The 24573-nt window shown below is 58.3% G+C and carries 16 protein-coding genes, 1 tRNA gene and 1 pseudogene; 7 read left to right on the plus strand and 11 right to left on the minus strand.

All coding sequences use genetic code 11. From position 1 onward, the window contains the following. Nucleotides 1-88 precede the first annotated feature (88 nt). Together AC1AWD_RS06230 and AC1AWD_RS06235 are read left to right on the plus strand one after the other, a co-directional pair. On the plus strand, nucleotides 89-880 hold the full coding sequence (locus tag AC1AWD_RS06230; RefSeq protein WP_476564767.1) for a TetR/AcrR family transcriptional regulator: 792 nt from the start codon (nucleotides 89-91) through the stop codon (nucleotides 878-880). A gap of 113 nt (nucleotides 881-993) precedes the next feature. Next, entirely contained in the window at nucleotides 994-2025 is a 1032-nt protein-coding gene (locus AC1AWD_RS06235; protein ID WP_476564769.1) for a glycosyltransferase family 2 protein, read from the plus strand. 476 nt (nucleotides 2026-2501) lie between these two features. Here the strand turns inward: AC1AWD_RS06235 and AC1AWD_RS06240 are convergent, their stop codons facing one another. Then, the gene (locus AC1AWD_RS06240; protein ID WP_476564771.1) at nucleotides 2502-4139 is read right to left on the minus strand and encodes a C69 family dipeptidase; all 1638 of its coding nucleotides are present in this window, start codon (nucleotides 4137-4139) and stop codon (nucleotides 2502-2504) included. A gap of 181 nt (nucleotides 4140-4320) precedes the next feature. Between AC1AWD_RS06240 and AC1AWD_RS06245 the strand changes: the two genes are divergently transcribed. Both AC1AWD_RS06245 and AC1AWD_RS06250 read left to right on the plus strand, forming a co-directional pair. Beyond that, nucleotides 4321-4396 (plus strand) — tRNA-Lys (locus AC1AWD_RS06245). 396 nt (nucleotides 4397-4792) lie between these two features. Continuing rightward, complete coding sequence (locus AC1AWD_RS06250; RefSeq protein WP_476564773.1) at nucleotides 4793-5029, plus strand: glutaredoxin family protein; 237 nt, start codon at nucleotides 4793-4795, stop codon at nucleotides 5027-5029. 10 nt (nucleotides 5030-5039) lie between these two features. Here the strand turns inward: AC1AWD_RS06250 and AC1AWD_RS06255 are convergent, their stop codons facing one another. The 3 genes from AC1AWD_RS06255 to AC1AWD_RS06265 form a co-directional block, all read right to left on the minus strand. Beyond that, a complete protein-coding gene (locus tag AC1AWD_RS06255; RefSeq protein ID WP_476564775.1) occupies nucleotides 5040-5285 on the minus strand; it encodes a winged helix-turn-helix domain-containing protein in 246 nt (81 codons plus the stop codon). 123 nt (nucleotides 5286-5408) lie between these two features. Beyond that, nucleotides 5409-5837 carry a potassium-transporting ATPase subunit KdpA gene (locus tag AC1AWD_RS06260; RefSeq protein ID WP_476564777.1) on the minus strand — a complete coding sequence of 143 codons (429 nt, stop codon included), beginning with the start codon at nucleotides 5835-5837 and terminating at the stop codon, nucleotides 5409-5411. A gap of 533 nt (nucleotides 5838-6370) precedes the next feature. Continuing rightward, nucleotides 6371-7555 (minus strand): putative ABC transporter permease, encoded by a 1185-nt coding sequence (locus tag AC1AWD_RS06265; protein WP_476564779.1) that lies wholly within the window; start codon nucleotides 7553-7555, stop codon nucleotides 6371-6373. A 293-nt stretch (nucleotides 7556-7848) separates the two neighbouring features. Between AC1AWD_RS06265 and AC1AWD_RS06270 the strand changes: the two genes are divergently transcribed. Further along, nucleotides 7849-10572 carry a YhgE/Pip family protein gene (locus AC1AWD_RS06270; RefSeq protein WP_476564781.1) on the plus strand — a complete coding sequence of 908 codons (2724 nt, stop codon included), beginning with the start codon at nucleotides 7849-7851 and terminating at the stop codon, nucleotides 10570-10572. Beyond that, on the plus strand, nucleotides 10569-12737 hold the full coding sequence (locus tag AC1AWD_RS06275; RefSeq protein ID WP_476564783.1) for a YhgE/Pip domain-containing protein: 2169 nt from the start codon (nucleotides 10569-10571) through the stop codon (nucleotides 12735-12737). Before AC1AWD_RS06270 ends, AC1AWD_RS06275 begins: the two co-directional genes overlap by 4 nt. A gap of 73 nt (nucleotides 12738-12810) precedes the next feature. On the opposite strand, the gene AC1AWD_RS06280 is transcribed toward AC1AWD_RS06275, so the two are convergent. Next, a complete protein-coding gene (locus AC1AWD_RS06280; RefSeq protein ID WP_476564785.1) occupies nucleotides 12811-14124 on the minus strand; it encodes an ABC transporter substrate-binding protein in 1314 nt (437 codons plus the stop codon). Nucleotides 14125-14304: 180 nt separating this feature from the next. Here AC1AWD_RS06280 and AC1AWD_RS06285 point away from each other — a divergent pair, with 180 nt between their 5' ends. Next, nucleotides 14305-15348, plus strand: coding sequence for a LacI family DNA-binding transcriptional regulator (locus AC1AWD_RS06285; protein ID WP_476564787.1), 1044 nt, complete (start codon nucleotides 14305-14307; stop codon nucleotides 15346-15348). Nucleotides 15349-15456: 108 nt separating this feature from the next. Here the strand turns inward: AC1AWD_RS06285 and AC1AWD_RS06290 are convergent. The 6 genes and pseudogenes from AC1AWD_RS06290 to AC1AWD_RS06315 all read right to left on the minus strand — a co-directional run bounded on the left by AC1AWD_RS06290 (nucleotide 15457) and on the right by AC1AWD_RS06315 (nucleotide 24356). Then, a pseudogene (locus AC1AWD_RS06290) lies at nucleotides 15457-16876 on the minus strand (MFS transporter). 134 nt (nucleotides 16877-17010) lie between these two features. Then, on the minus strand, nucleotides 17011-18858 hold the full coding sequence (locus tag AC1AWD_RS06295; RefSeq protein ID WP_476564789.1) for an ABC transporter ATP-binding protein: 1848 nt from the start codon (nucleotides 18856-18858) through the stop codon (nucleotides 17011-17013). A 24-nt stretch (nucleotides 18859-18882) separates the two neighbouring features. Then, nucleotides 18883-20736: an ABC transporter ATP-binding protein gene (locus AC1AWD_RS06300; RefSeq protein ID WP_476564791.1), complete on the minus strand. Its 1854-nt coding sequence runs from the start codon at nucleotides 20734-20736 to the stop codon at nucleotides 18883-18885. 117 nt (nucleotides 20737-20853) lie between these two features. After that, nucleotides 20854-21327, minus strand: coding sequence for a MarR family winged helix-turn-helix transcriptional regulator (locus tag AC1AWD_RS06305; RefSeq protein WP_476564793.1), 474 nt, complete (start codon nucleotides 21325-21327; stop codon nucleotides 20854-20856). 205 nt (nucleotides 21328-21532) lie between these two features. Then, the gene (locus AC1AWD_RS06310) at nucleotides 21533-22648 is read right to left on the minus strand and encodes a glycoside hydrolase family 172 protein (protein ID WP_476564986.1); all 1116 of its coding nucleotides are present in this window, start codon (nucleotides 22646-22648) and stop codon (nucleotides 21533-21535) included. A gap of 172 nt (nucleotides 22649-22820) precedes the next feature. Next, complete coding sequence (locus tag AC1AWD_RS06315; RefSeq protein ID WP_476564795.1) at nucleotides 22821-24356, minus strand: amino acid permease; 1536 nt, start codon at nucleotides 24354-24356, stop codon at nucleotides 22821-22823. Nucleotides 24357-24573 lie beyond the last annotated feature (217 nt).

A 24573-nucleotide genomic window follows, 5' to 3' on the forward strand; every position in this document is an offset into this window, starting at 1 on the left:
AATTCCGCCACAACTCCCCCACTATAAAACGACGGCGCCGCTCATCCGGAGGGCATGAAACACTGAATATATGGCCAACACCTCCAGAATGACTTCATATCAACGCCGCGAACAACTCATCCACGTCGGCCGATCCCTGTTCGCCACCAAAGGCTTTGAAGCCGTCAGCGTCGAAGAAATCGCCGCAACCGCCAAAGTCTCCAAGCCAATCGTCTACGAACATTTCGGCGGCAAAGAAGGCCTGTATGCAGTCATCGTCGATCGCGAAATGCAGGCGCTTACCGGCGTGCTCACCGAAGCATTGTCCGATCCGCAAGCGCATCCGCGTCAAATCGTGGAACGCACCGCACTCGCACTGCTCACTTATATTGAAGAGAACGCCGAAGGATTCCAAGTCCTCGTACGCGACTCCCCCAGCACCGACCCGTCCGGATCATTCAGTTCACTGCTCGGCGACGTCAGCATTCGCGTTGAGGAAATCCTCGCCGAATCCTTCAAACGCCAGCACCTGCCATCAAAAGGCGTACCGTATTACGCGCAAATGCTGGTCGGCATGACCGTATTCACCGGCCAATATTGGGCCGATCAACGCAAAATCAGCAAAGAACAGCTCGCCGCGCATATCGTCAATCTCGCGTGGCACGGGCTTTCAAGGCTTGAATCCAAACCGGCATTGCGTTTCGAAAGCGCGAAAGCAAAACGTGAAGCCGCTCGCAATGACGCCGCCGACAACAGTGACAACAATCACATCGACAACGACGGCAATGGCAATGCCTCAGACGAACACCTCGCCAACGGCAGCGAAAACAGCGCCAAAGTAAACGAGCAGAAAGGCGGTCTCTCAGCACCCCTAAGGGATAAGTCAGGGCGCAAATCATGATTTCAGGCGAACGAATCATGTCACCGCTCTCGATTGCGTGCCGCCAAAGTGCTACGTTTGGTATCAGAAAGAACGAGACAGCAAGGGCCAAAGGCCGCTAACCAAGGAAGATTATGGCGCAAAACAAAACGCTCACCTTCGTGGTGCCCGCATACAACATGGAAACATACCTAGAGCGCTGCGTCACATCGCTGGTTTCCGCGCGCAGAATCGACGATATTGAAGTGCTGATCGTCGACGACGGCTCCTCTGACAGCACACTCGCTTTGGCTCAGTCTTTCGAACGGCGATGGCCGGGCGTCGTCAAGGCCATTCATCAAGAAAACAAGGGCCACGGCGGCGCGGTAAACACCGGTGTCGCAACGGCTTCCGGCATGTACGTCAAAGTCGTTGACGCCGACGACTGGGTCGGACCGGCCGCATTGGAGCAGGTGCTTGCCACGCTGCGTCCGCAAATGAATGAGGACGAGCCGCTGGATCTACTTGTCACCGATTACGTATACGACAAAGTCGGCAAGCGCCGCAAGCATATCGTCAATTTCAAGAATGTAATCAAGCCGGATTGCGTGCTCGGCTGGGATGATTTGGGACATTTCAGCGTGGCACAATACATGATCATGCATGCGCTGACCTTCCGCACTGAAGTGGTGCGCGTTTCCGGCATGCAACTGCCCGAGCACACATTCTATGTTGATTTCATTTACTCGTATCACCCGTTCCCATGGGTGAAGACTATTAAATATTTGAACGTGCCGTTCTACCACTATTTCATCGGTCGCGATGGGCAAAGCGTGCAGACCGACGTGATGATTCGCCGCGTAGATCAGCTGCGACTCGTGAACCGCCGCATGGTGGAAGCCACGCCGGAACACGGCACCGTGCCAGACGGACTCTACCGTTATATGATCCACTTCCTGGCCATTGAAAGCTCCGTGACATCAGTGTTCCTGATTCTTTCGGGCAAGCCCGAAAATTACAAGATCAAGGATCAGCTGTGGCGCGACATTGCCGCTTATTCGCCGGCCATCGGGCGCGATGTACGCCGCAAGCTGATTTCGCGCGCGCTGAATCTGCGCGGTTCGGCTGGGCGCGCCATCATCCGCTGGGGCTACCGCGTCGCCGAACACGTAGTGGGATTCAACTAAAGCCTGACGTCTTAAGCATTTCAGGCGTGTTCGGAGTATTCCGGAAGCGTTCCACAAGTTCGACGACGCCGCATCGTACGGACATGGGTGCATTCCGAAGTGCTGCGTAAGCATTCCGGAATGCGCCGTTCCCGCAAGCGCCGTTTCCGGGCTCATTTGGAATCATATTCCCGACGTGGTTTGAATTCGGTGGGTGCTTTTTCTCTTCAGTGGGTGCTCAAAAACGCTATTTTGGCCGAATAAACCCTCAAATACGTCAGTTTGGGCACCCACTGAAGAGAAAAAGCACCCACCGAAAATAAAGTCGGCACGGTTAGAACCACATGCTTGACACATTCGGCAATTGGCGCCAACCATGCACCCTTTGTTCATCCGCTGTCCAATAGCCCGACCAGAGACCTGCGCCATTCGGTTTGCGACTTCGGCCCATGCCCCGATGCCGCACTTCGACACAGCACTGCGGCACAACCTTCAGCTCACACCCAACGATCGGACATGGCAAAGGAGTTGTGCATGAGATTACTGGTGGTGTACAGCACATCCCCGAGCAGCTTCGTAGTGCGCTTGCGCAGAAATTCGCCCATTTCCTGATTAGCGGTTTCGAGGACCGCGCAGACCGCAGCGGCATCTGCGGCGACGAGCTCAGCGACGGACTCTTCGGCAGAAACCTCAGGGGCCTCCGCCTCTCCATCCGTGTGCGCGGCCGAACGATCACGATGATCCGCATCATTTACCGCGCCATGATCCAGTTCTTCGTCCGTACGCGCAACCAAACGGTGGCCGTACACGCGCACTTCCTCCGCATACTGTTCGATGATGTTCGTCGTCTCATACCAGTGCGAGTCAGCGAGTGCGGCAATCAAACGGTTCGTCCAATACAGCGAATCCGTGGAGACTTCCGGCGTAGTGTCGCGCAGATAGGGCGGCGTATCGGTAACGTTCGCGTAGAACGGAGCGACCGAGGTGAACGGGCCGGAACCGAATGATACCCACATGATGGCGCTATGGCTGGCCGGCATGTACGGGCGAATCTGCATGGCGATCATGTGGCCGGTGCGGTTGATGCCGATCGGACGGTAACGGTGGCGGCTTTCCGGCGTTCCGAGCGTGCCGTACGGGTCGTACGGGGTGCCTTCGAAATGCGAGGCCATTAGGAAGTCGACGTCTTCGATGGTGATTTTGTTTTCCGGGCGGCGACACCACGGAATATCGTCGGAGGTCGGCGTGTAACGAGCGTCCGGCGAATCCCAGTCTTCGCTGGGGTTCAGATAGCGCTGCATATACCATGCGCGAGGCGTGTTGTAGATATGGTCTTTGGTCGTGCTGGTGCCGAAGATGATACGCGGATTGATGATGGACGTATCGAAGTCGCCGCCTTCGGCTGCCGGCATGGTACGGTCCAGATGATGTTTGTCGATAAATTCGCGTAGATCGGCGCTGCACATGTATTCGTGCTGTTCACCGAACGCGTCGGCAAAATCGAAACGGTCGATGCCGAGCTGATTCGGAATGGTTGCATAGCAGTCGTCCGGCACACGGCGGGCCATCCAATGGTGGCCGCCAAGCGTTTCGACATACCAGATTTCGTCGGAGTCGGAGAAGATGACGCCGTTCGCCTCATACGTGCCGTATTCTTCCAGCAGTTCGCCGAATCGGACAACGCCTTCGCGTGCGGTGACGACGTACGGCAGCACGAGGGTGATGATGTCTTCCTCACCGATGCCGCCAGCCTGTCCTTCTGTGTACTCTGCGCTTCCCGGCTCGCCTTGCGCCGGCTTGTATTCAACGAAGGGGTCCGCGGCAAGCACGCGCTCGTTGACTGCGATGGTTTCGGTGGCGCTCATGGCGACGTTGTGCTCGTTGACGCCCGCTTCGGCGAGAACGCCGCGGTTGTCGAGCACATTCGGCGCGATGGTGTAGCGGTAGGGATCGTCGGGGAGTTCGATTTCGACGTGGCTCAAAACGCTGCGATAGTGACGCGGCTGGTCTTCCGGCTTGACGGTGATAAATCGCTTCGGATCATAACGGCCGGAACCGGAATCATCGTCACGGGCGATGATGGTGGAGCCGTCATAACTGGCTGATTTTCCTACAAGAATTGTGGTGCATGACATGATGCCCCACTGTAGAACAAGGATTGTTCGGGTTCAATACGACGAGGCGATTCGGCGGGCAAACGATACGATACTGGCACTCCACGGAGTCGATTCAGCTTGTCTTCGGCGACACGCCGTTCATCACTTGGTCTTTCGGCTTGCCAATCATTTGCTTTCGGTTGTATAGTATGCATTTGTTGCCCCTCTAGCTCAACGGTTAGAGCAGCGTCCTTTTAAGTCGTGGGTTGTGGGTTCGAATCCCACGGGGGGCACCAATAATAAAGGGTCGAGGCCTCTGGGATTCCGCAATTCCAGAGGCCTCTATTCTTTTCCAAAGCAGGATCGAAACATATGGACAGACACAATCAGACGCAGCGGCCACGCAACAACGATGTTTGGCACGCAACGATCTGCTACGGTTCTTCTGCACATAACACGCCAAAATGTGATCTACATCACAAAATACACATACAACAAGATGATACAATAGTCGAACATGCGTTCGAATCACCTGTATTTTCAGGCGTGTTGAACACTATATCTAGTGAATTCGCCCACAACACACCACTATAGGCAGTGGGTACACTAGAGGAAGCGTCCGGCTTCGCCGGCGCACGCCACTGGCGGTTTGACAACGGCATATTGACTACGCGCTTTAAGGAGGATGCCCGATGACGGTCACGGTCTTCACAAATCCCAACAACCCGCAGTGCGAAGCCACCGAACAGGAGCTCACCCGCCTAGGCGTGCGATACGTCGCCATCGATCTGACCCAGAACCCGTCCACGTTCGAGCAGATCAGGGACGCTGGCTTCACACAGATTCCGGTCGTCATCTCCCCGAACTCGTCGTGGAGCGGACACCGACCGGACAAGATCCGCCAGCTGGCGCAGAATCTCGCGGCCTGAACGGCCTTGCCTATTTGCCGGCCGACGGCAAATCCAAACGGCATCCCATCCCCTGCTCGGTCTTCAGGTACTTTGGACGCGACGGATCGTCCTCTATCTTCTTGCGCAGCTGCGATATGTACAGGCGAAGATAACCGGAATCGTTCACATGCTCAGATTCCCAGATGCCGGTCAACAGATCCTTCCTGGTCACCAACCTGCCGGCATTACACACCAGTATTTCCAGGATCTTCCATTCCGTCGACGTCGGACGCACACGCGCCTTGCGCGGAGATGGACTCCACGCGGTCCTGCAGGGCGTCGTGCACCTCAACGCTCATTGTGCTGCCCTCATGCTCAATCCAGGCCTCCACCGCTGCGGAGGCCCCTGCGAATACGGTCACCGTTGGGCAAATCCAAGCCGGACATGCGCGTTTCTGCGGTGAATTTCGCTGTTTCGACCAGTGCGGTCCGATGCGAATACGCCCTGCCAGTTCGTGTTGGTGACGAAGGAGGCCGCCGTGTTGAACGCCAATGAAGCAGGCACATCGTCGAATCCCAACGAGTACGGCAGCCGGGACTGCACGCGCTGCAACAGGTACAGCACCAGCAGGCTCATCAGGGAGAACCCGAGCACGCCTCGGAAATACGCCTTCCACGACTGTCCCTTTGCGGAGTCCACGCCGATGATGCGGTACATCCACCGTTCGGCCTTCGTGTCCTTGTCGGATGCGCACACATCGTACATGTAGTCTCCCAGCGGCCTGTAGATGGCGGCCAGGATCAGGGCGATCAGCACGAACGCCAAAATCGCATAGCAAAATACCATTTCGAATCCTTACGATTCCAGTCTCAGAACCGCTCCGGCCGACAGAGCGCAAATCCCATGTATACGGCCCCGGCGATGCCCAATAAAACGCCGATCACATAAAAAACGGTCATCATAGCCGATCCACCGCTTTGGCGATCAGATCGAAGACGACGAACAGCACCACGACACCTACGACGTAGGCGACATCAGCCCACCAAGGCATGTTGCTCTTCTCCAAACATCAGATGCATGGCCCCGCTCCGGCTGCGGTTGCGCCGTCACGCATGCAACGCGTGCAAGTCACGCAAGGCTTGCCTCTTAACAGGCGGCGGCTTTGCGTAGTCTACGCAGGACCGATTCCAATAAGCATCTTGATGATATGGCGCGGAGCCGTGGCGGGTCGGCGGTTTAACGAAACACATACGTCCGCAGACGAATTCCTAACGGTTTCCTAACATTCGCCTCCACTGCCAGCCTCTCAAACCGTTAAAACCATGGGGGTTTTTAACGGTTTTGGGCGGGGAGAAAGGTGGAATGCGGCAAAACGAAAGCTATATACGTCCGGCTTTGCCTGGGTCCAGAGACATCGTCTGGAAACGGTTCGCCATGTAGTCGTCGCCGAAATGCGCACTGAAGAATTGCACGGCCGGCGAATCCGTATCAATGCCGGCCATACGCGCATACCAAGCGTCCAACGCCATCAGCGTCATCGCGACATCGATCACCATCAGAACCAAGCACACCGCGGTCAACGAATAGCGAATCTTCCAAGGAATGCACTGAATCAGACGCAGCAGCCACGGCAGCAGCACTTTAATCCACACCAAGCCGAGCAGCCCCCAGAAGAACATGTATTTTCCGGAAGTACGCCCGTCGATGGACAGCCATTGGCCGGTGTAATCCCATGCGGTGATGCCAAACGCGACCTCCATGAACCAGCTGGTGAAATATTCGAAAGAACCGCCGATCACCGCGCTGGCGCAGAAAATCAGCAGCCAATGCGAGCGCCACAGACGGTTCAGGCATGCGGTCAGAATAACCGCGCCGCAACCGTAGATCGGCGAGAACGGCCCCCACAGCAGGCCTGCGCGATCCTGATATTCTCCGTACACAATGAAGTGATAGATGGTTTCGATAACGAGGCCGAATACGCAGCCGACCACGAACAGCCAGAACACGTTGAAAAAGTCCAGTTGAATATAGCCTTTGCCGCTCATATCACGACCGGCCATGCCTTTGGACAGCGCGGCTTCGTAATCGTCGCGGGCATCCATGCGTTGCAGCGAGCGATGTAACGCGCGCTCCTGCGCCAACGCCGGATCCGCAGTGATGGACAGTGCGATGACGATTGCCAGCTGAATCAGCGGTTCGAGCAGATTCACACCCAACCCGCTCAATGCGAGCGACAGCATACCGGCCGCAACGGTGAGCGGAATCAGACGATACGCCCATCGTGCGGCGTCACGGCGCTGGCTACGAATCAGCGCCACACCGAACACGATCAGATATGCCGCGTTCAGGAAATACACGACGGCCTGCAACGCGACGAGCACGGCGGTCAGCCCGAACGTGCCGCCACCCAAACGTCCTTCCGTGAATGCCAGGAATCCCTGTATGCCACTCCATGCCGACGTCGCCAACGTCACGACGCCGTCGATCAGAATCAAAGCGCCATAGATTCGCGCAATCAGAGGGAATCTGCGCTGATTCGGAATGCTGTCGACTGATTCGGCCATAGCGGCCCCCCTTCGTCCCGGTCATGAATGCGCGCATCGCATCATGCTGGTTCCACAGTATCAGTAACGTGCAGGGCACATGCGCGGCGTCTGCGCCCTCCGCGCAATATTGACAACGTGACAAAAACTTGTCCGCGCGGCGGTATTACGCTGGAGGATACACGACGCCGACGGGGCAAACGGATATCGACGCCGTGCCGGCATCTCGCCGCCGCACGCCCCGTCGAACACCGTCCCGCCCCCCATAACCGAGACAAAACACACCGACACTGCCGAACGCAATCGAGGAACCAATGGGCAATGTGCGAAAAGTTCTACGCCGAGACATTCTGCGACTACTGAAAGTCCCCGTTTCCTGGGTCATCATCATCGCATTGATGATCCTGCCCTCGTTCTACGCGTGGGTGAACATCCTCGGCTTTTGGAACCCGTACGGCAACACTGCAAACGTACGCGTATCAGTCGCCAACGCCGACCAAGGCGTTGAAGACGGGCCGATGGGCGCCATGAACCTCGGCGACCAAATCGAAGACCAGCTGCACGACAATCACGACATCGGCTGGACGTTCTCCACCGAAGACCAGGCCATGGAGGACGTACGCTCCGGCAAGAGCTATGCGGCGATCATCATCCCGGAACACTTCAGCGCCGACCTGTGCGCCATGCTTGCCGGCGACGGCGAACGGCCGACGCTGGAATACTACGTGAATGAGAAGATCAGCCCGATCGCGCCAAAGGTCACCGATACCGCGGCATCCACCGTCGACCGCGAGGTGAACTCCACCTTCGTCTCCACCGTCAGCGAAGCGGTATCGGAAGCGCTCAACCAAGCTGACGCCGACATCGACGCGAGTGCGTCCAAAAAGCAGCACCAAACGTTGTCCGCCGTCAGGCAGGCCACCGATGACATCGATGACGTCATCGCCCTTATCGACGACCTAGACGATGATTTGGATGGCGTGCCCTCAGCCACGCAAAAGGTCCGGCAAACGCTGCAGAACGTTCGCGGGCTCGGCACGGATGCGTCAAATGGGCTGTCCGGAGCGGCCGGCCTTATCGATTCAGCCCAAACCGGATTGAACGCCTTCGTCCTGTCCGCATCGGCATCGCTGGATGCAGGCTCGTCATTGGCATCGCAGTCGATCGCAAAAGCGTCCTCCGGCATCGGCACCGCAAGCGGCGCTATAATCACCGCCAACGGACATGTCTCCGGCGCATTGGCCGATCTGCAGAGTATCAACGACACCGCCGGCGACATCATCGGCCAGCTGCACGACCTGGCCGCAAGATACCCCGGCGTCACCGATGCCATCGACGGCGCCATCGACGACATGCAGACGGCGAACGACGTCATGGGAAACGTCATCGACGACCTGACGCAGCTCAACGGCGGGCTCACGCAAACCGCCGAAGACACCGCCGCGCTGGCCGACGAGATCGCCGCCGCAACGCAACAATCATTGGCATCCATCGATTCCGCCCGCCACGGCATCAACGAACAGGCATCGCCGCAGTTCGACACCGCATTGAACGGGCTTTCATCGACCACGAGCACGATGTCCGCCATGATCGCATCGCAGGGCACCTTGGCGGATCAGGCCGACACCGTGCTCGACCAGCTTGACGGCGCCGCAAAAACCGCAAAAACAGCATTGTCAGGCACCGCGACGTCATTATCCGGCACACGAGACCGGCTCGACACAGTCGCCACCGATCTGAGCGCGCTGTCCGTATCGAACCAGCTATCGACGTTGTTCGGAGTCGACGGCACGCTCGATGCCAACCGAATCGCCGATTTCATGCTTTCCCCCACCGTCATCGACACGCAAACCATGTATCCGGTCAATTCGTACGGTTCCGGCATGGCGCCGCTGTTCACCAATCTTTCATTGTGGGTGGGAGCATTCATGCTTATGGTGCTCATCAAATTGGAGACCGACGACGAAGGCGTCGAAGGCCTGACCATCACGCAGGGATATCTCGGCCGTTGGGCGCTGCTGGCGATCATCGCCGCCGCACAGGGCGCCGTCGCGACCATCGGCGATCTGGCCATCGGCGTACAGACCGTCAGCGCCCCCATGCTCGTTCTGACCGGAATCCTGACATCCCTGTCATACCTGAGCATCGCATACGCGCTGTCGACCACGTTCCTGCATATCGGCAAGGCGCTCTGCCTGGTGTTGATCATGGTGCAGATTCCAGGCGCGACCGGCATGTACCCGATCGAGATGATGCCGTCGTTCTTCCGCGACATGTCTCCGTTCTTCCCGTTCACCTACGGCATCAATGCGATGCGAGAGACCATCGGCGGCTTTTACGGCAACACGTGGCTGCATGAGATGACGTATCTGGCCGGCTTCACCATATCGTCATTCGCACTGGGACTGTTGATTCGCCCATTGATGGCGAACACGCATCGTCTGTTCGCACGAGAGATCGAGCAAGGCGATCTGCTGACGGGTGAACCGTCACGACTGCCTTCGCGCGAATATTCGATCGCACAGGCGCTGCAGGCGCTGGCGGACCGCGATGAATACCGTTCGCTGATCGAGGAACGCGCAGCCGGATTCACACGACTGTACCCGAGCATGCGCCGTGGAGCGTTGATTGTGGGATTCCTGATACCCGCCGTTATGGCGATTGTTTTCTCACTGACCAACAGCGAAAAAATATTCGTACTGGGAGCCTGGACCGTGTGGGTGCTGCTGATCATCGCGTTCCTGATGGCGCTTGAGCTGATCCGGGACCGCATTGCGCGGCAGATCCGCCTCGGCAATCTGGATGATGAAACCGTACGTGCGTTCCTGGCGCTCAACGAAGTGGACAAACTGCGAGCAAAGGCCGCGAAAAGACGGCACGCCAAACGTCACAGGCGCGGCGTGCCTTGGGAACGCACAGCGGACAAGGAAAACGCCGCACACAGCGCACATGCTCCGCACACGGCCCAGGATCTGGCCGACATCGTAGCCAATGCAACCGCCACGCCCACCGTGCACGACGAAAGGAATGCGGCATGACAGCGATTCGTCGCATATTCATCGATGATCTGCATCGCATCACCGGCAACATCGTCTCCATCATCATCCTGATCGGCCTCGTCGCCATCCCAAGCCTGTTCGCATGGTTCAATATCGCGGCCAACTGGGATCCGTTTGGCAATATGGGAAATCTCAAATTCGCCGTGGCCAATGTGGACGAAGGCTACGAATCCGACCTGATTCCATTAAGAGTGACCATCGGCGACCAGGTCGTCAACGAACTGCGAGCCAATAGCGAACTCGATTGGACGATCACCACCGAAGAGGACGCCATTGAAGGCACAAAATCCGGCGAATATTACGCCGCGATCGTCATCCCCAAAAGTTTCAGCGCCGATATGATGACCTTCTTTTCCGCCGACGCCCAGCATGCAAGCGTCACCTATTACCGCAATGAAAAGAAAAACGCCATATCGCCGAATCTGACCAACGAAGGCGCGGACGAAGTGGCGGCGCAGGTCAACGAGGAATTCGCCTCCACCATGATGAACGTGGCTCTCAGCATCGTCTCGTCGCTCTCGGAACGAATCTCCGACCCGCAGTCGCAACAGATGCTTGCATCATTCAATGCGAACATCGCCGATTTCGCCGGACGGCTGACCGATGCCGCGGATTCGCTCGACACATACGGCACGCTGACCGATTCGACGGCGGCCCTATTGGACGGATCGACGGCGCTGTTGACGCAGACGGCGCAGGCGTCGAAGGACGCCGCCACGCAGCTCGACGATGCGCATGGCGATGCCACGGATGCGGCCGACGCGCTCGACGACGCGATGTCGACGCTGAAAACGGCGTTGGAGGACAGTCGACGTAGTTTCGAATCCCTCGATACAACCATCGACGACATGTTCAAGGACGCGCAGACCAACGTCGACGATGCCGCACAATCGTTGCGGTCGCAGGCGGATGCCGTCGGCATGCAGGCCGACGCTTACGCGAAAATCCGTGACGCGCTGCTGGCGCTTCCCGGCATCGACCAGGATTCCCTTGCCATCACGTCGCTGCAACGTGCCATCGATCGTCTGAACACCTTGGAGAACACGCTGGACCAAGCCGCCGATACCGTACAGGATGCCGGCGCCGACGCCGCGGAACAACGGGTCCAGGCGCAGCAGCTTGCGCAACAGGCGTCGCAGAGCATCGCCGCCGTTCGCACCGACTTCAACGAGACGATACGACCGCAAGCCTCACAGCTGGAAGATTCCATACGCGATATCGCGTCAACGTTGAGCTCCGGCATCAACACGCTTGACGATGCGGTCGACGATGTGAATGCAACATCGACCGATATGAAAACACGGCTCGAGCAGATTCAAAGGACGCTTGGCGACACGGCCTCGCAACTGGCCGCCGCCGGGCAAAACCTGGATGATTTCAATACGAAGCTGGCCTCGGCGCTGAATGACGGCGACCTTGGCGCGCTGCATGATCTGCTGGATGGCGACATCACCTCGCTAGCGGCATCATTGGCCGCACCCATCGCATTGGAACGCAAGGCCGTATTCCCCGTGGAGAATTTCGGCTCGTCGATGGCGCCATATTACACGTTCATCCCGTTATGGACGGCATCGCTGCTGATCGGCATGACGATTCGGACGTCCATGTCCCGCCGACGTCTTGCCGCGTTGAACAAGCCGAAGCCTCATCAGGTTTTTCTCGGGCACTTCGGCATCTTCGCCGTGGTTTCGCTGCTGCAGACTACAGTGAGCTGCGGCGGCAGCCTGTTGTTCCTAGGCGTGCAGGCCGTGCATCCGCTCCTGTTCATGCTTTCAGGGTGGATCAGCGGCTTGGTGTATGTGCTGTTCGCCTACACGCTGGTAGTGAGCTTCGGTAACGTGGGCAAGGCCATAGGCATGCTGCTGCTGGTGTTCCAGGTGTCCGGTTCGGCCGGCTCGTATCCGGCCCAGACGCTGCCCGATTTCATGCAGGCGCTGAGTCCGTGGCTGCCGATCACGCATTCGATCAATGCGATGCGCGCGGCGATCGCCGGCGTCTATGACAACGATTATTGGCGCGAGCTCGGCGTTCTGCTGGCCTTTGTGCCGCCTTTGCTGCTACTTGGCCTGCTGCTTCGCAAGCCTCTGGTCGGATTCAACCGATGGCTGGACAAGAAGCTGGAAAGCACCAAGCTGATCGGATGACATTTCGACTTCAGACACGGAAAAGGGGCATGGCCCATGCCATGCCCCCGCACATCATCAGACAGACCGGACGTCACTGATTGACGGTGAAGCCCTGTCCCTCGCCGTATTCGACGAGCTTCTCCTGCCACGCCTTGAAACCGTCCATTACGGAGATGCTACCGTCAAAGGCCTCGCCGACGGTATCAGCGTAAATGGAGTTGGCATACACCTGATACGGCAGGAAGGTGAAGGCGTCCTTCACGTTCGAAGCGCCTTCGGCCAACACGGCGTTCACCTGCTGGCCACCGAAGTAGTCGCTGGTCGCATCGGTGAAGTCGGAGCTTTCGATGGTCGCCACATCCGCCGGGAAGCTGCCACCCGCGGTGAAGGTCTTGTTGCCACCGCCGACGCTGACATACTCTGCAAACTTGTATGCGGCCTCAGCGTTCTTCGAGCCCTTGACAACGCACAGCGCGCCGCCGCCATTCTCGGAATTGACGGCTTCACCGGTCGGGGTCGGCGTGTTGGCAACGCGATAATTGCCAGCGGCGTCGGTGACGCTGTTCTCCAGCGTGATCGGCATCCATGCACCCGTCATCAGCGAAGCGATATGGCCGTCGTTCAACGCGCGATACCATTCATCGGACCAGCCTGCGGTCTTGGTGTCGATCAGATCCTCATCGATCAGCTTCTGCCAGAATTCCGCAAACGTCTTCACGCCCCCGTCGCCGGTCAGGTCGATGGTCACGTTGTCGCCGTCGACCGAGAACGGCGCGCCGCCGGCCAGCCAAATCATCGACAGCGCGAATCCGGCGTCGCCGGAATCGGAAGTGATGTAGTAGTCGTCGCCAAGAGCATGAATCTTCTTGGCGGCCTCATAGTATTCATCCCACGTGGTGGGGGCCTCCGTAACACCGGCCTGGTCGAAGATCGCCTTGTTGTAGAACAGTGCCATCGGACCGGTGCCCATCGGCATGCCGTACATCGTGCCGTCCACGGTCACACCGGCCTGTGCGCCGGTGGTGAACTGGTCCAGCAGCTTATCGCCGCCGAACTGGCTGAGATCCTCAAGACCATCGGAATATGCGAACTGCGGCACGGCGTTATAGTCGAGCTGGACCAGATCAGGCGCACCGGAGCCTGCGGCCAAAGCGTTCGACAGTGCTGTGTATTCGTCATTATTGGTACCCGCGTTGACGACCTCGACATCAATGTCCGGATTCTCCGCTTCGAAGCCTTCGACGACGTCAGACACCAGCGGCTCCCAAGCCCATACCGTCAAGGTGGTCTTGCCGCCATCGCTCTGCGCGGTATTCGCGGTGGAGTCGTCGGATCCGCACGCCGCCATCGAAATCATCATGGCCGCAGCCAGACCGGCCGCGGCAACCTTCTTGCCCTTAACCATTGGGGATGTGCTCCTTTGCTGCCGTCCGTACGGGATTCCCAAACGCCACGGCATCGTAACCCTCTATGCTTTACCGGTAAACTTACCGATGTCAACACATTATACCGGTATACTAAGCTTGTCAAACCACTATGCCGGTTCCATGTCGACGAAAAATGACAGCGGATATGGGAGAGGATCATGGCGACCTTATCTGACATAGCACGAGCCACAGGCGTCTCGAAAATGACCGTGTCCAATGCTCTGCGAGGAAAAAGCAATGTCAGCGAAGAGACCCGCAGAAGAATACTGGAGGCCGCGCGACAGCTCAATTATCAGGCCAATCTGGCGGCCCGCGCGCTCAGTTCCGGCCGGAACGGCATCCTCGAACTCATCGTGCAGGACCTGGATTCGCCGTTCTACGGACGCCTCGCCAAAGAGCTCTCCCTGGCCACCGAGCAGACAGGCATGCAAATGCTCGTACGCCAGACCTACTATTCGGAGACCACGGAAAAGAACGCCCTCAGCTTCGACCAAAGCCTGCTCTGCGACGGCCTCATCCTCGCCACTCCGCGAATCAGCAGCGAGGAGGCCAAACAGCTGGCGCAGCATCGTCCGCTGATACTCATTGACGACTGCACCACGCAGCGGCTGGTTTCGACCGTGAATACGCCAAATTACGAAGGTGCACGGCAGGCCATGCTGCATCTCATCGAGACAGGGGCGACATCGCCGCTGATACTTGGCGCCTCACCGGACGAGTGGTCCGTCGTCGCCGAAGGAGGCCACATCGGCACAGCCGGCGGCCTGCGTCTCGCCGGCGCGTACCAGGCGGCGCAAGAATCAGGATTGGCCATCGCCCCTTCAGCCTGCATCCCGTTGGAATGGACGGTGGACACCGCCCGTAAAGCGATCCACGACATCGCCGCGTCATCGCGTCACTTCGATGCATTGTTCTGCATGTCGGACAACGTGGCGATCGGGGCGATGCGGGGGCTTGCCGACTGCGGCGCGTTCCGCATACCTCAGGACGTCAGCATCATCGGATTCGACGGATCGGCATGGAGTGCGGCGTCTACGCCGTCCCTGTCCACCATCGCGATTGACATGCCCGGCATGGCGCAAACCATCATCCGCCGACTATGCGAACAGCTCACTGTCCCGGACGGCGGCGTCATCACCACGGACATCGCGGGATTCACCCTTCAGGCCCGAGAATCAACCTCGAGGCGCACCTCGGCATAATCGCCGCACATTCCCGCCGCGCTCCCCGATGCGCGGCCACGACACGACCGCGAAGCGCGCATCGAAGACAGCGCGGCGACGCCACCGCCGTAAGGCATCGAATACCGCTCAGCCTTCCAGCACGCCCAGCACTTTCCTCTCGTCATAGAAGGCGAAGACGATGCCGCCGATGCCGCATAGCACCGCGGCGCAGAACGCGGCCATGCGATACCCCGTACCAGTGCCGGCACCGATCGTGCTCAGCCCTGTGAACAGCAGCATCGACAGGCTCTGTCCCATTTTCATCGCAAACGTACGCGCCGCATAGAACATGCCCTGACGGTCTTCGCCCGTGCTCCTCGAGCTGGCCCCCGCGATGTTGGCGACCACCGCCTGAGGCAGAATGCCGAACACCGCCATCGGGACCGCGCACGCCACCGACAATATGCCGCCTTGCACCGTCGCAGGCATCACGGCGAGCACGCCGGATCCCAGCAGTCCGGCGAATACATACGCCACGGTGAAGATCACGAATCCAGCCAGAATCAGCGTCTTCTTCCCGACCTTGCCGGCCAGTACGTTCACCGGCACGTAGAACAATACGGAGATCGCCGTCATCAGCACGAAATAGACCGTGGCCGACGTCTCCGGCAACTTCAGCAGGCTGGTCACGAAGAACGGCAAGCCTGTCTGGAACATCGTGATGGCGATCCAGTACACGATGTCGGAACCAACGAATTTCACGAATTCGCGATCGCGAAACGTCTCCTTCAACGACGTCATCGTATCCTCGCCGGTCGGTTTGGAATCGACGTATTCCCTCTCGTCAATCACCAGCGCGGGGATCAGCGCATACGCATGCCAAGGCGGCGAGAATCGTGAACGTCGCCCGGATCGCGTTCACGCGGCCCAAAGCAGGGTCGAACATGCCCCATACCACCGGCGCGGCGTAGGCCAGCGCCGTACCGACGATGAAGGTGAACGAAATGGCGGTGGATATGGTGAGCTGTTGTTTGGAGTCATGCCCCAGTTCTGCGATCAGCGCGTTATACGGCGTGCAATAGAACGTCAGCACCACATAATAGCCGACCACCGCCACGAACAGAAAAACAGCGTTCACCCAGCTGACGCCGCCGACCGGGCTCCAAAACACCAGCACCGTCATCACGGATAACGGCAACGCCGCAAAACGGAGGAACGGGATACGCCGCCCCGCCTTGGCACGGCACCGATCGGAAAGCCCGGCCACTGCGGGATCGACGAATGCGTCGAAGAATCTGGCGAAGGCGGTGATGCCGCCCACCACCGTCACCAATCCCAGAATCGCCAATCCCTGGGGCACGAATACCGTCTGTCCCTGTTCGACGATCTTCTGATCCGGCTGATAGAAATACACCAGCCAATTCGAAATGATGCCGGACAGCAGGGCCCAACCGAACTGGCCGACGGAGAAAGCCCATACCTTGGATATGGGCAGATCCTTGATTTGTCGCCGCAACCCCGGCCGCACAACATTCGACGACGTCACGCCCTTGGAACTCGTACCCATATCGCAGGCCTCCTCGCCGCTCGGCCCAGTCTTGTTCGGCAGGACGCCATATGCGTCCTGCCGAACAAGTGTAGTCGGCGAGACGGCGACAAGCCGGCCACACCGGCCGGATTCCTCGCCGCCGGCCGCCGGCATCAGTCGGTCAGCGTGAACTGCGAGTTGTAGATATCGGCGTAGAAGCCGCCTTGCGCAAGCAGTTCGTCGTGCGTGCCCTTTTCGACGATGTCGCCATGGTTCATCACGAGAATCATATCGGCGTCACGAATCGTGGACAGTCGATGCGCGATCACGAACGAAGTGCGCCCCACGGTCAGCGCGTCCATAGCCTTCTGAATCAGCTCTTCGGTACGCGTATCAACCGACGAGGTGGCTTCGTCGAGAATCAGGATCGGCGCATCCTGCACCATGGCGCGGGCAATGGTCAGCAGCTGCTTCTGGCCTTGCGAGAGCGACGACTTGTCGTCCAGCACGGTGTCGTAGCCGTTCGGCAGCGAGTTGATGAAGCGATGCAGACCGACCGCCTTGCATGCGTTGATGATCTGCTCATCGGTGACGCCCAGCTTGGAGTAGGCGATGTTCTCGCGCACGGTTCCGCGGAATACCCACGTATCCTGCAGCACCATGGAGAACTGGTCGTGTACGTTCCAGCGTGGCACGGATTTGGTGTCGACACCGTCGATGGAGATGGAACCGCCGGAGATCTCGTAGAAGCGCATCAGCAGGTTCACCATGGTGGTTTTGCCCGCACCGGTCGGGCCGACGATGGCAATTTTCTGCCCGGCCTTCACCGAGGCGGAGAAGTCGTGAATAATCGTCTTGTCCGCATCGTAGCCGAAGCGCACGTGATCGAATTCCACGTCGCCACGCACAGCCACGGCCTTGCCGGAGGCGTCGTGCCCGAGCATCGCCTGCTTGGCGGTTTCGTCTTCCAATTCCGGCTCGTTGAGGAATCCGAATACGCGCTCGGATGCGGCGGCGCAGCGCTGCAGGTTCTGGAATGCCTGCGCGAACTGGCTCAACGGCTGCGTGAACAGGCGGATGTACATCATGAACGCCACGATCACGCCGAACTCGATCTGCCCGTCCATGGCGAGCGCCGCGCCGACGACGCAGACGACCACATAGCCGAAGTTGCCGACGAAGTTCATCAGCGGCATCATCAGGCCGGACAGGAACTGGCTCTTCCACCCGGAATCGTACAGATCGTTGTTGTAACGCTCGAATCGACGGATCGAATCGGCTTCGCCGTTGTATGCCTTGACGACGATATGGCCGGCGTACATTTCTTCGACATGGCCGTTGACATCGCCCAGGGCAATCTGCTGGCGGGTGAAGTATTTCTGCGAGGCGCCCATGATGACCATCATCACGACCAGGCCGACCAGGCTGGCTCCGATGGCGCACAGCGTCATGATGACGTTGTTGTAGAACATCATGACCAGCGCTCCGACGAACAGCGTGAACGAGGTGATCAGCGAGCCGACGGACTGGCCGAGCGTCTGGCCGATGGCGTCCACGTCGTTGGTGATGCGGCTGAGCACGTCACCGTAGCTGACCTTGTCGAAGTATTTGAGCGGCAGCTTGTTGATCTTGACGCTGATCGCCTCACGCAGCTCCTGCGCGGTACGCTGGGTGACGGTGGCCATCAGCCAGCTTTGCACGTAATTGAGCACCGCGTAGCCGACATACAGCGCCACGAGCGTCCAGGCGATGCGGCCGACGGCGTCGAAGTCGATGGCGCCAAGCATCGGCTTGCCGTTCACCAGGGCCGGCAGACCTTTGGTGATTTCATTGGTCATGGTTTTCAGCTGGTCCGGTCCGATGATCTGGCAGATTGTGCCGGCGGCGCCCAAAATCAGCGCAATGATGACGGCGGGCAGCCATTTGCGGCAGAATCGTACGAGTTCGCCCATGACTTTGCCGAAGTTTTCGGGCTTTTCGATTGCCCCGCGGGCTCCATGCCCCATTGGTCCTCTTGGCATTGTATTTCCTTACGTCCTATAGCCTTACGCGTTCAATTCGTCTTCGCTCAGCTGCGACTGCGCGATCTGTCGGTAGACTTCGCAGGTTTCGAGCAGTTCGCGGTGTGTGCCTTGGCCGACGACTTTGCCGTCGTCGAGTACGACGATGAGGTCGGCGTTCATGATGGTGCCGATGCGCTGTGCGACGATCAGCTTCGTCGAGTCCTTTGCTTCTTCGGCGAGCGCGTCGCGTACGGTGCGGTCGGTTTTGAAGTCGAGGGCGGAGAAGGAGTCGTCGAAGATCAGGATTTCCGGATGACGGTAGACGGCGCGGGCGATGGACAGGCGCTGCTTTTGGCCGCCGGACACGTTGGAGCCGCCTTGTGCGATGGCTGCTTCGTAGGTGTGTTCCATGTTCTTGACGAATTCGGATGCCTGCGCCACGTCGCATGCGGTTTTGACGGCGTCCATCTGGTCTGCGGTCAGCGTGTGGCCGCTTTCCTTTGCGAGCAGCGCGGCTTCGCGTTTGCGACCTGCCGCCGTGGAGGTGTCGGCCATTTCGACTTCGCCGTTTTCGCCCGGCTTGTCGCCGTAGGAGACGTTGGATGCGACGGTGCCTTTGAACATGACAGACTGCTGCGGCACGTAGCCGATTTTGTCGCGCAACGCCTTCAGGTCATAATCACGCACGTCGACGCCGTCGACCAGAACCTGGCCTTCGGTGACGTCGTAGAAGCGTGGTACCAGATTGATGAGTGAGGATTTGCCGGAACCGGTCGAGCCGATGAAGGCGACGGTCTGGCCATGGGCGGCTTTGAAGCTGATACCTTCAAGCATGGCGTCACGCGAATCCGGGTAGGCAAAGCTGACATTACGGAATTCGATGTCGCCGCTTTTGCCGGTCTCCCCGGTTTCACGACTGCCGCTGGTGACGAGCGGATCGGTATCGAGCACCTCCATCACGCGCTGTGCGGAGACGTCGGCACGCGGCCATAGCACGAAGACCATGCTCATCAGGAGGAAGCTCATGATGACCTGGATGGAGTAGCTGGAGAAGACCACCATATTGGAGAAGACGGTGAGTTTGTCCGTCGCTTCGGCAGCGTCGATCAGATAGGCGCCGATCCAATAGACGGCGAGCATCAGACCGTTCATGACGGTGTTCATCAGCGGCATCATGATGGACATGGTGCGGTTGGTGAACAGCTGGGTGTCGGTCAGGTCCTTGTTGGCCTGGGTGAATTTGCGTTCCTGATAGTCTTCGGCGTTGTACGCGCGTACGACGCGCAGGCCTGTCAGGTTTTCGCGCGCGACGAGGTTGATGTTGTCGGTCAATGCCTGCATGGCACGGAATTTCGGCATGACGAGCGCCATGAGGATCGCGATGGTCGCCAGCAGGATGACGACGGCGATGCCGGTCGCCAGCGTCCACTCGAAGCCCTTGTCGGCGATCTTGACGACGGCCCATACCGCCATGATCGGGGATTTGACGATGAGCTGCAGGCCCATGGTGATGAACATCTGGACCTGCGTGATGTCGTTGGTGGAACGTGTGATGAGGCTGGCCGTGGAGAAGCGATTCATTTCGGCGGGACCAAAGGATTCGACCTTACGGAATTCCAGCGAGCGCAGACGCTGGCCGAAAGATGCCGCAATACGTGCGGAGAAGTATCCGGTGATGATGGCGCAGACGACGGATCCGAGTGAGATGAGCAGCATCTTGCCGCCCGTGATCCAGATATCGTGCATTTCGCTGCCGGGGGTTTCCACCAGTGTGGTGATTTCGGACATGTAGTCCGGCAACCTCAGGTCGAACCAGACCTGGCCGACGATGGCCACCAGGGCGATGAGCATCTGCCCTATCTCCGCTTTGGAGAGGTATTTCAAGATGCGTAGCATTGATTCCCCTTGCTAATCGATGTCATTAACTTTTACTGTTGATTATTTACAGTATAAGATATTATGCACATTGCTGGGTAAAACCTGAAAAACCTTCAATTTACCCAGCAGCGAACATCAACGGTCGAAAGCATCCCGGATCTGCTCCGGCGTAGGCACGGGACCGCCCGGCTCACGCAATGCCATATACGTCATGAATTCATCGACCAAATCGACGAATTCGCGCGTACGCCGCTCCCCCATCTGCGAGAAAATCCAACAGACGGATTCCTTCATCGCCTCATGGTCCCGCTCAGCGCGAGCCTTGCCCTCAGGCGTAATCGTAACGATGACGTTACGGCGATCGTCGGGGTCGACATCCCTGGAAATCAGCCCTTTTTTCTCCAACGCTCCAAGCACGGTGGACACACGCCCCGAACTCACCCGCAACGCCGCAGCAAGCCGTGTCGGCGACATGGAACCCCGCTCGCACAGCTGGCGCAGCGCAAACTGTTCGCCTCTCGAAGAGCGGACCATCCACTGCTCCATCTGCGAACGGTGAGACTGCACGGCCTGTATCAGCTCCCGCAACGCCTCCTGCTCAAATCCCATAATCCAGCCTTTCCAACAAACCGGCCGCCCCGATCCGACAAATCGACCCTGCGGCATCAAACCGGCAACCCACCCCATAATATCTCACAGCATAAACTATTTATCCTGTAAAACATAACGCGCAAAAAATGCGGCACCGCTAATCGCGATGCCGCATTTCCTGCGAATCCGCAGAATTACAGAATCATAAAATTACGATTTCACATCAGCGAGGACGCCGCCAAGCACGGTCGCCAATCGGTATGAACGGCGTATGCGGCTCACCCTGATACCAGTATGCAACAGTTGCGACGTCATCGGCGCGCTCGAACAAGCCGTTCTCATCGACGCCAATCTGCTGCAACTCCACGCGCAAATCATGCTGAAAATAAATCGGATCAAGAATATGCCACCGATACAGGCCGCGCGTCACCGGCGTCGCCACATCCCAGTAAGCGCTTTCCCGTCCCCGCAGACACTGCGAATACTGCGGAAAGCCCGCGTACGGCCCACAGAACGTCCGTTCAAACATGCGGCCGTTTTCGTCGAAATCAGCGAAGCTCCAAGCGCCCCCGAAGTAGTCCTCAGTGCCCGTGCTGCACCAGGTCGGATACTCGCCGTCTCCATCGATGTACATCTTGACTTCGCCTTCGCCCCACCAGCGACTTTCCAAGGCCGTCAACGCCAAATACGTGCCCACATATGCACCCCGCCCGCAAACGCCGTCAAGCACCACATAATCCTGGGCCGGCGTCGTAATGCGGGCACGCCGCCACTGTGCATGAAAACGCATCGTTTCAGGAGGCAACGCGTCATATTCCGTATAGTCAATCTGGTAGAAGAACGCGGGAACATCCTCGTTGTGATCGTTGCGCAGCACGATGCGCGCATGCAGGAACGGCATCTGCCAGTAGCAATTGAAGCCACGATTGGGATTGACGGCGATCGGAATGGAATTCACCAAGCAACTTTGCGCATGCCCACAGCAGAAAAAGTCGCCGATGGGGCATACTACCGAGGGTTCATCCTCGCCATCCCAATAGCATTCCACAATCAGATTGCGCAACACATCCGGGCCAGTCGGCGACGTTTTGTCGGTAACCGTCATCCAAATATGGCGAATCACGCCGGGACCAGCTACATCCATCAATGTCACCGATTCTCCAGCTCTGATCGTCTGAATGCAGGGGCTGCCTTTGCGGGACGGCCCAAGCGGGCTCGCGGCCATGCCCGCACGCCCTGCGCCGCCCGTCGGATTCTCGGCATTGATGCATCTAGAACGGCCGGCGGAAGGAATCGTCAGTGCCGCCAATGAATTATCCGGCCTATAATCACACGCCATCGTGTCGCCCATAAAAGGCTCCTTATCAAGTCATTAAAACGAATGGAATAACCGAAAATCTGAACCGCACTCCAAAAGTTGGATTGGAAATATTCTGATCCGGCTTTTGGAGGTGCGGTTCAATCGCGATGCCACTTTTCCACGTCATCGAAAGCGTCGCCGCACCGCCGCGCTATTGGGCGTTCCGCCGCAGCGACGCCTTCAGATCACGGTTCTGCCAGCGCTCATGCAACAGGCAGTACCCGCCGAACACGACCAGCCAAGCCAGGCCTGCGATGGCCGAGCCGCGCGTATCCGCGCTAATGAACAGCGTGCAGTACACGAATACGAAGAACACGATCGCCAACGTATTCGTGAACGTCCAGGCCGGCATCACGAAGCCGTCCGCAATGAAATCAGCGGAACGGCGATACCTGCGATGCGCGATCATCGTCAACACGTAGATGAAAATGATGACCGCACTCGACGCCGACGAAAACAGCACGAAGGCATCCGACATGCCCGGAGTCGCATTGATGATCGGAGAGAGCAGAATCAACGCCGCGGAAGCGACGATCGCCCTCGCCGGCACCTTGCGCTTCGACACTTCACCCAGTTTCGAGAACGTCGGCGAATCCGACTCCGAAGCCAGCTGGTACAGGTGACGGCCCGCCGAATACAGCAGCGAATTCAACGCGGACGACGCGGCCGTAATCACCACAAAGAACACCAGCGCGGCAGCCCAATCAAGGCCCGCATACTTGAATACCATGATGAATGGCGAAGCGAAGGAGCCATCCGAATTCGGCTGGAAATTACGCCACGGCACGATCACCATGATCGCGGCCAGCGCGCCGACGTAGAAGATCAGCACGCGCACGATGATCTCATTGATGGCCTTCGGCAAAACCTTACGCGGGTTCTCCGTCTCGGAAACGGTGACACCGACGAATTCGATCATCTCGTAGGCAAAGAACACCATCTGAAAGCTCATCAGGAAGCTCAGCCAGCCGTTCGGTGCCAGCGAAAACCCTTCAGTGATGTTGTCAAGACCGGCGTGGCCCGCCGGCGAAATCGCATCCTGCCCCGTAATCTGCACGGCGTCATAGCGATAGCCGATCACCACCATCACCACGGCAGTAGCAATCATCGCGCAGATCAGCGTGATTTTGATCATCGAAAACCAGAATTCCGCCTCGCCGAACGCTTTGACGGCAATCAGGTTGATTATGGCCAGCGCAATGAGGAAGCACAGTTCAATCAGCCATTTCCATCCCGACAAATCAATGCCGAATGTGTCGAAGAACGTGATGAAATACGTGCTGACCGCGGTGATTTCGCTCATGCCGATCAGAATCAGCACGATCCAATACGACCAGCCGGCGAATTTGCCCCATCCGTTGCCCAGATAGCGGGTGATGAAATTGATGAACGTGTGCTGGCTTGGATCGCGGTACATGAGTTCGCCGATGCCTCGCATCAGCAGGAACATGATCAGGCCGACACCGATGTAGACGAACATGATGCTCGGGCCGGTCAGCGCGATCGACTTGCCGGAGCCAAGGAACAGGCCGGTGCCGATGGTGCCGCCGATGGCGATGAACTGCACGTGGCGGTTGTTCAGGCCGCGGGCCATATCGTTGTTATGATCCAACGATTCGACAGAGGCGAGGCCGGTTTGCAAGCCCGCGTCCGCCTTGGTGGAAGAAGGTTCAAAACTATTACTCATAATGTTGCCTTAGCCTACCCGCACCCCCGGCACGCCAATGTTACAAACCCCAAAACTTGGAACGCCGGCAGCCCGCCGCACACCCATTTCGCCATATCAGTACTGTTATGACGAAATTCGGCACGGTCCCAAACATCCAAACCGTTAAGACCCTGTGGTTTTTACGATTTCGGCCTCTCGTGTGTCCCAAAACCGTTAAAACCACGTGGTTTTAACG

It is taken from the genome of Bifidobacterium sp. LH_512, from assembly GCF_056356435.1.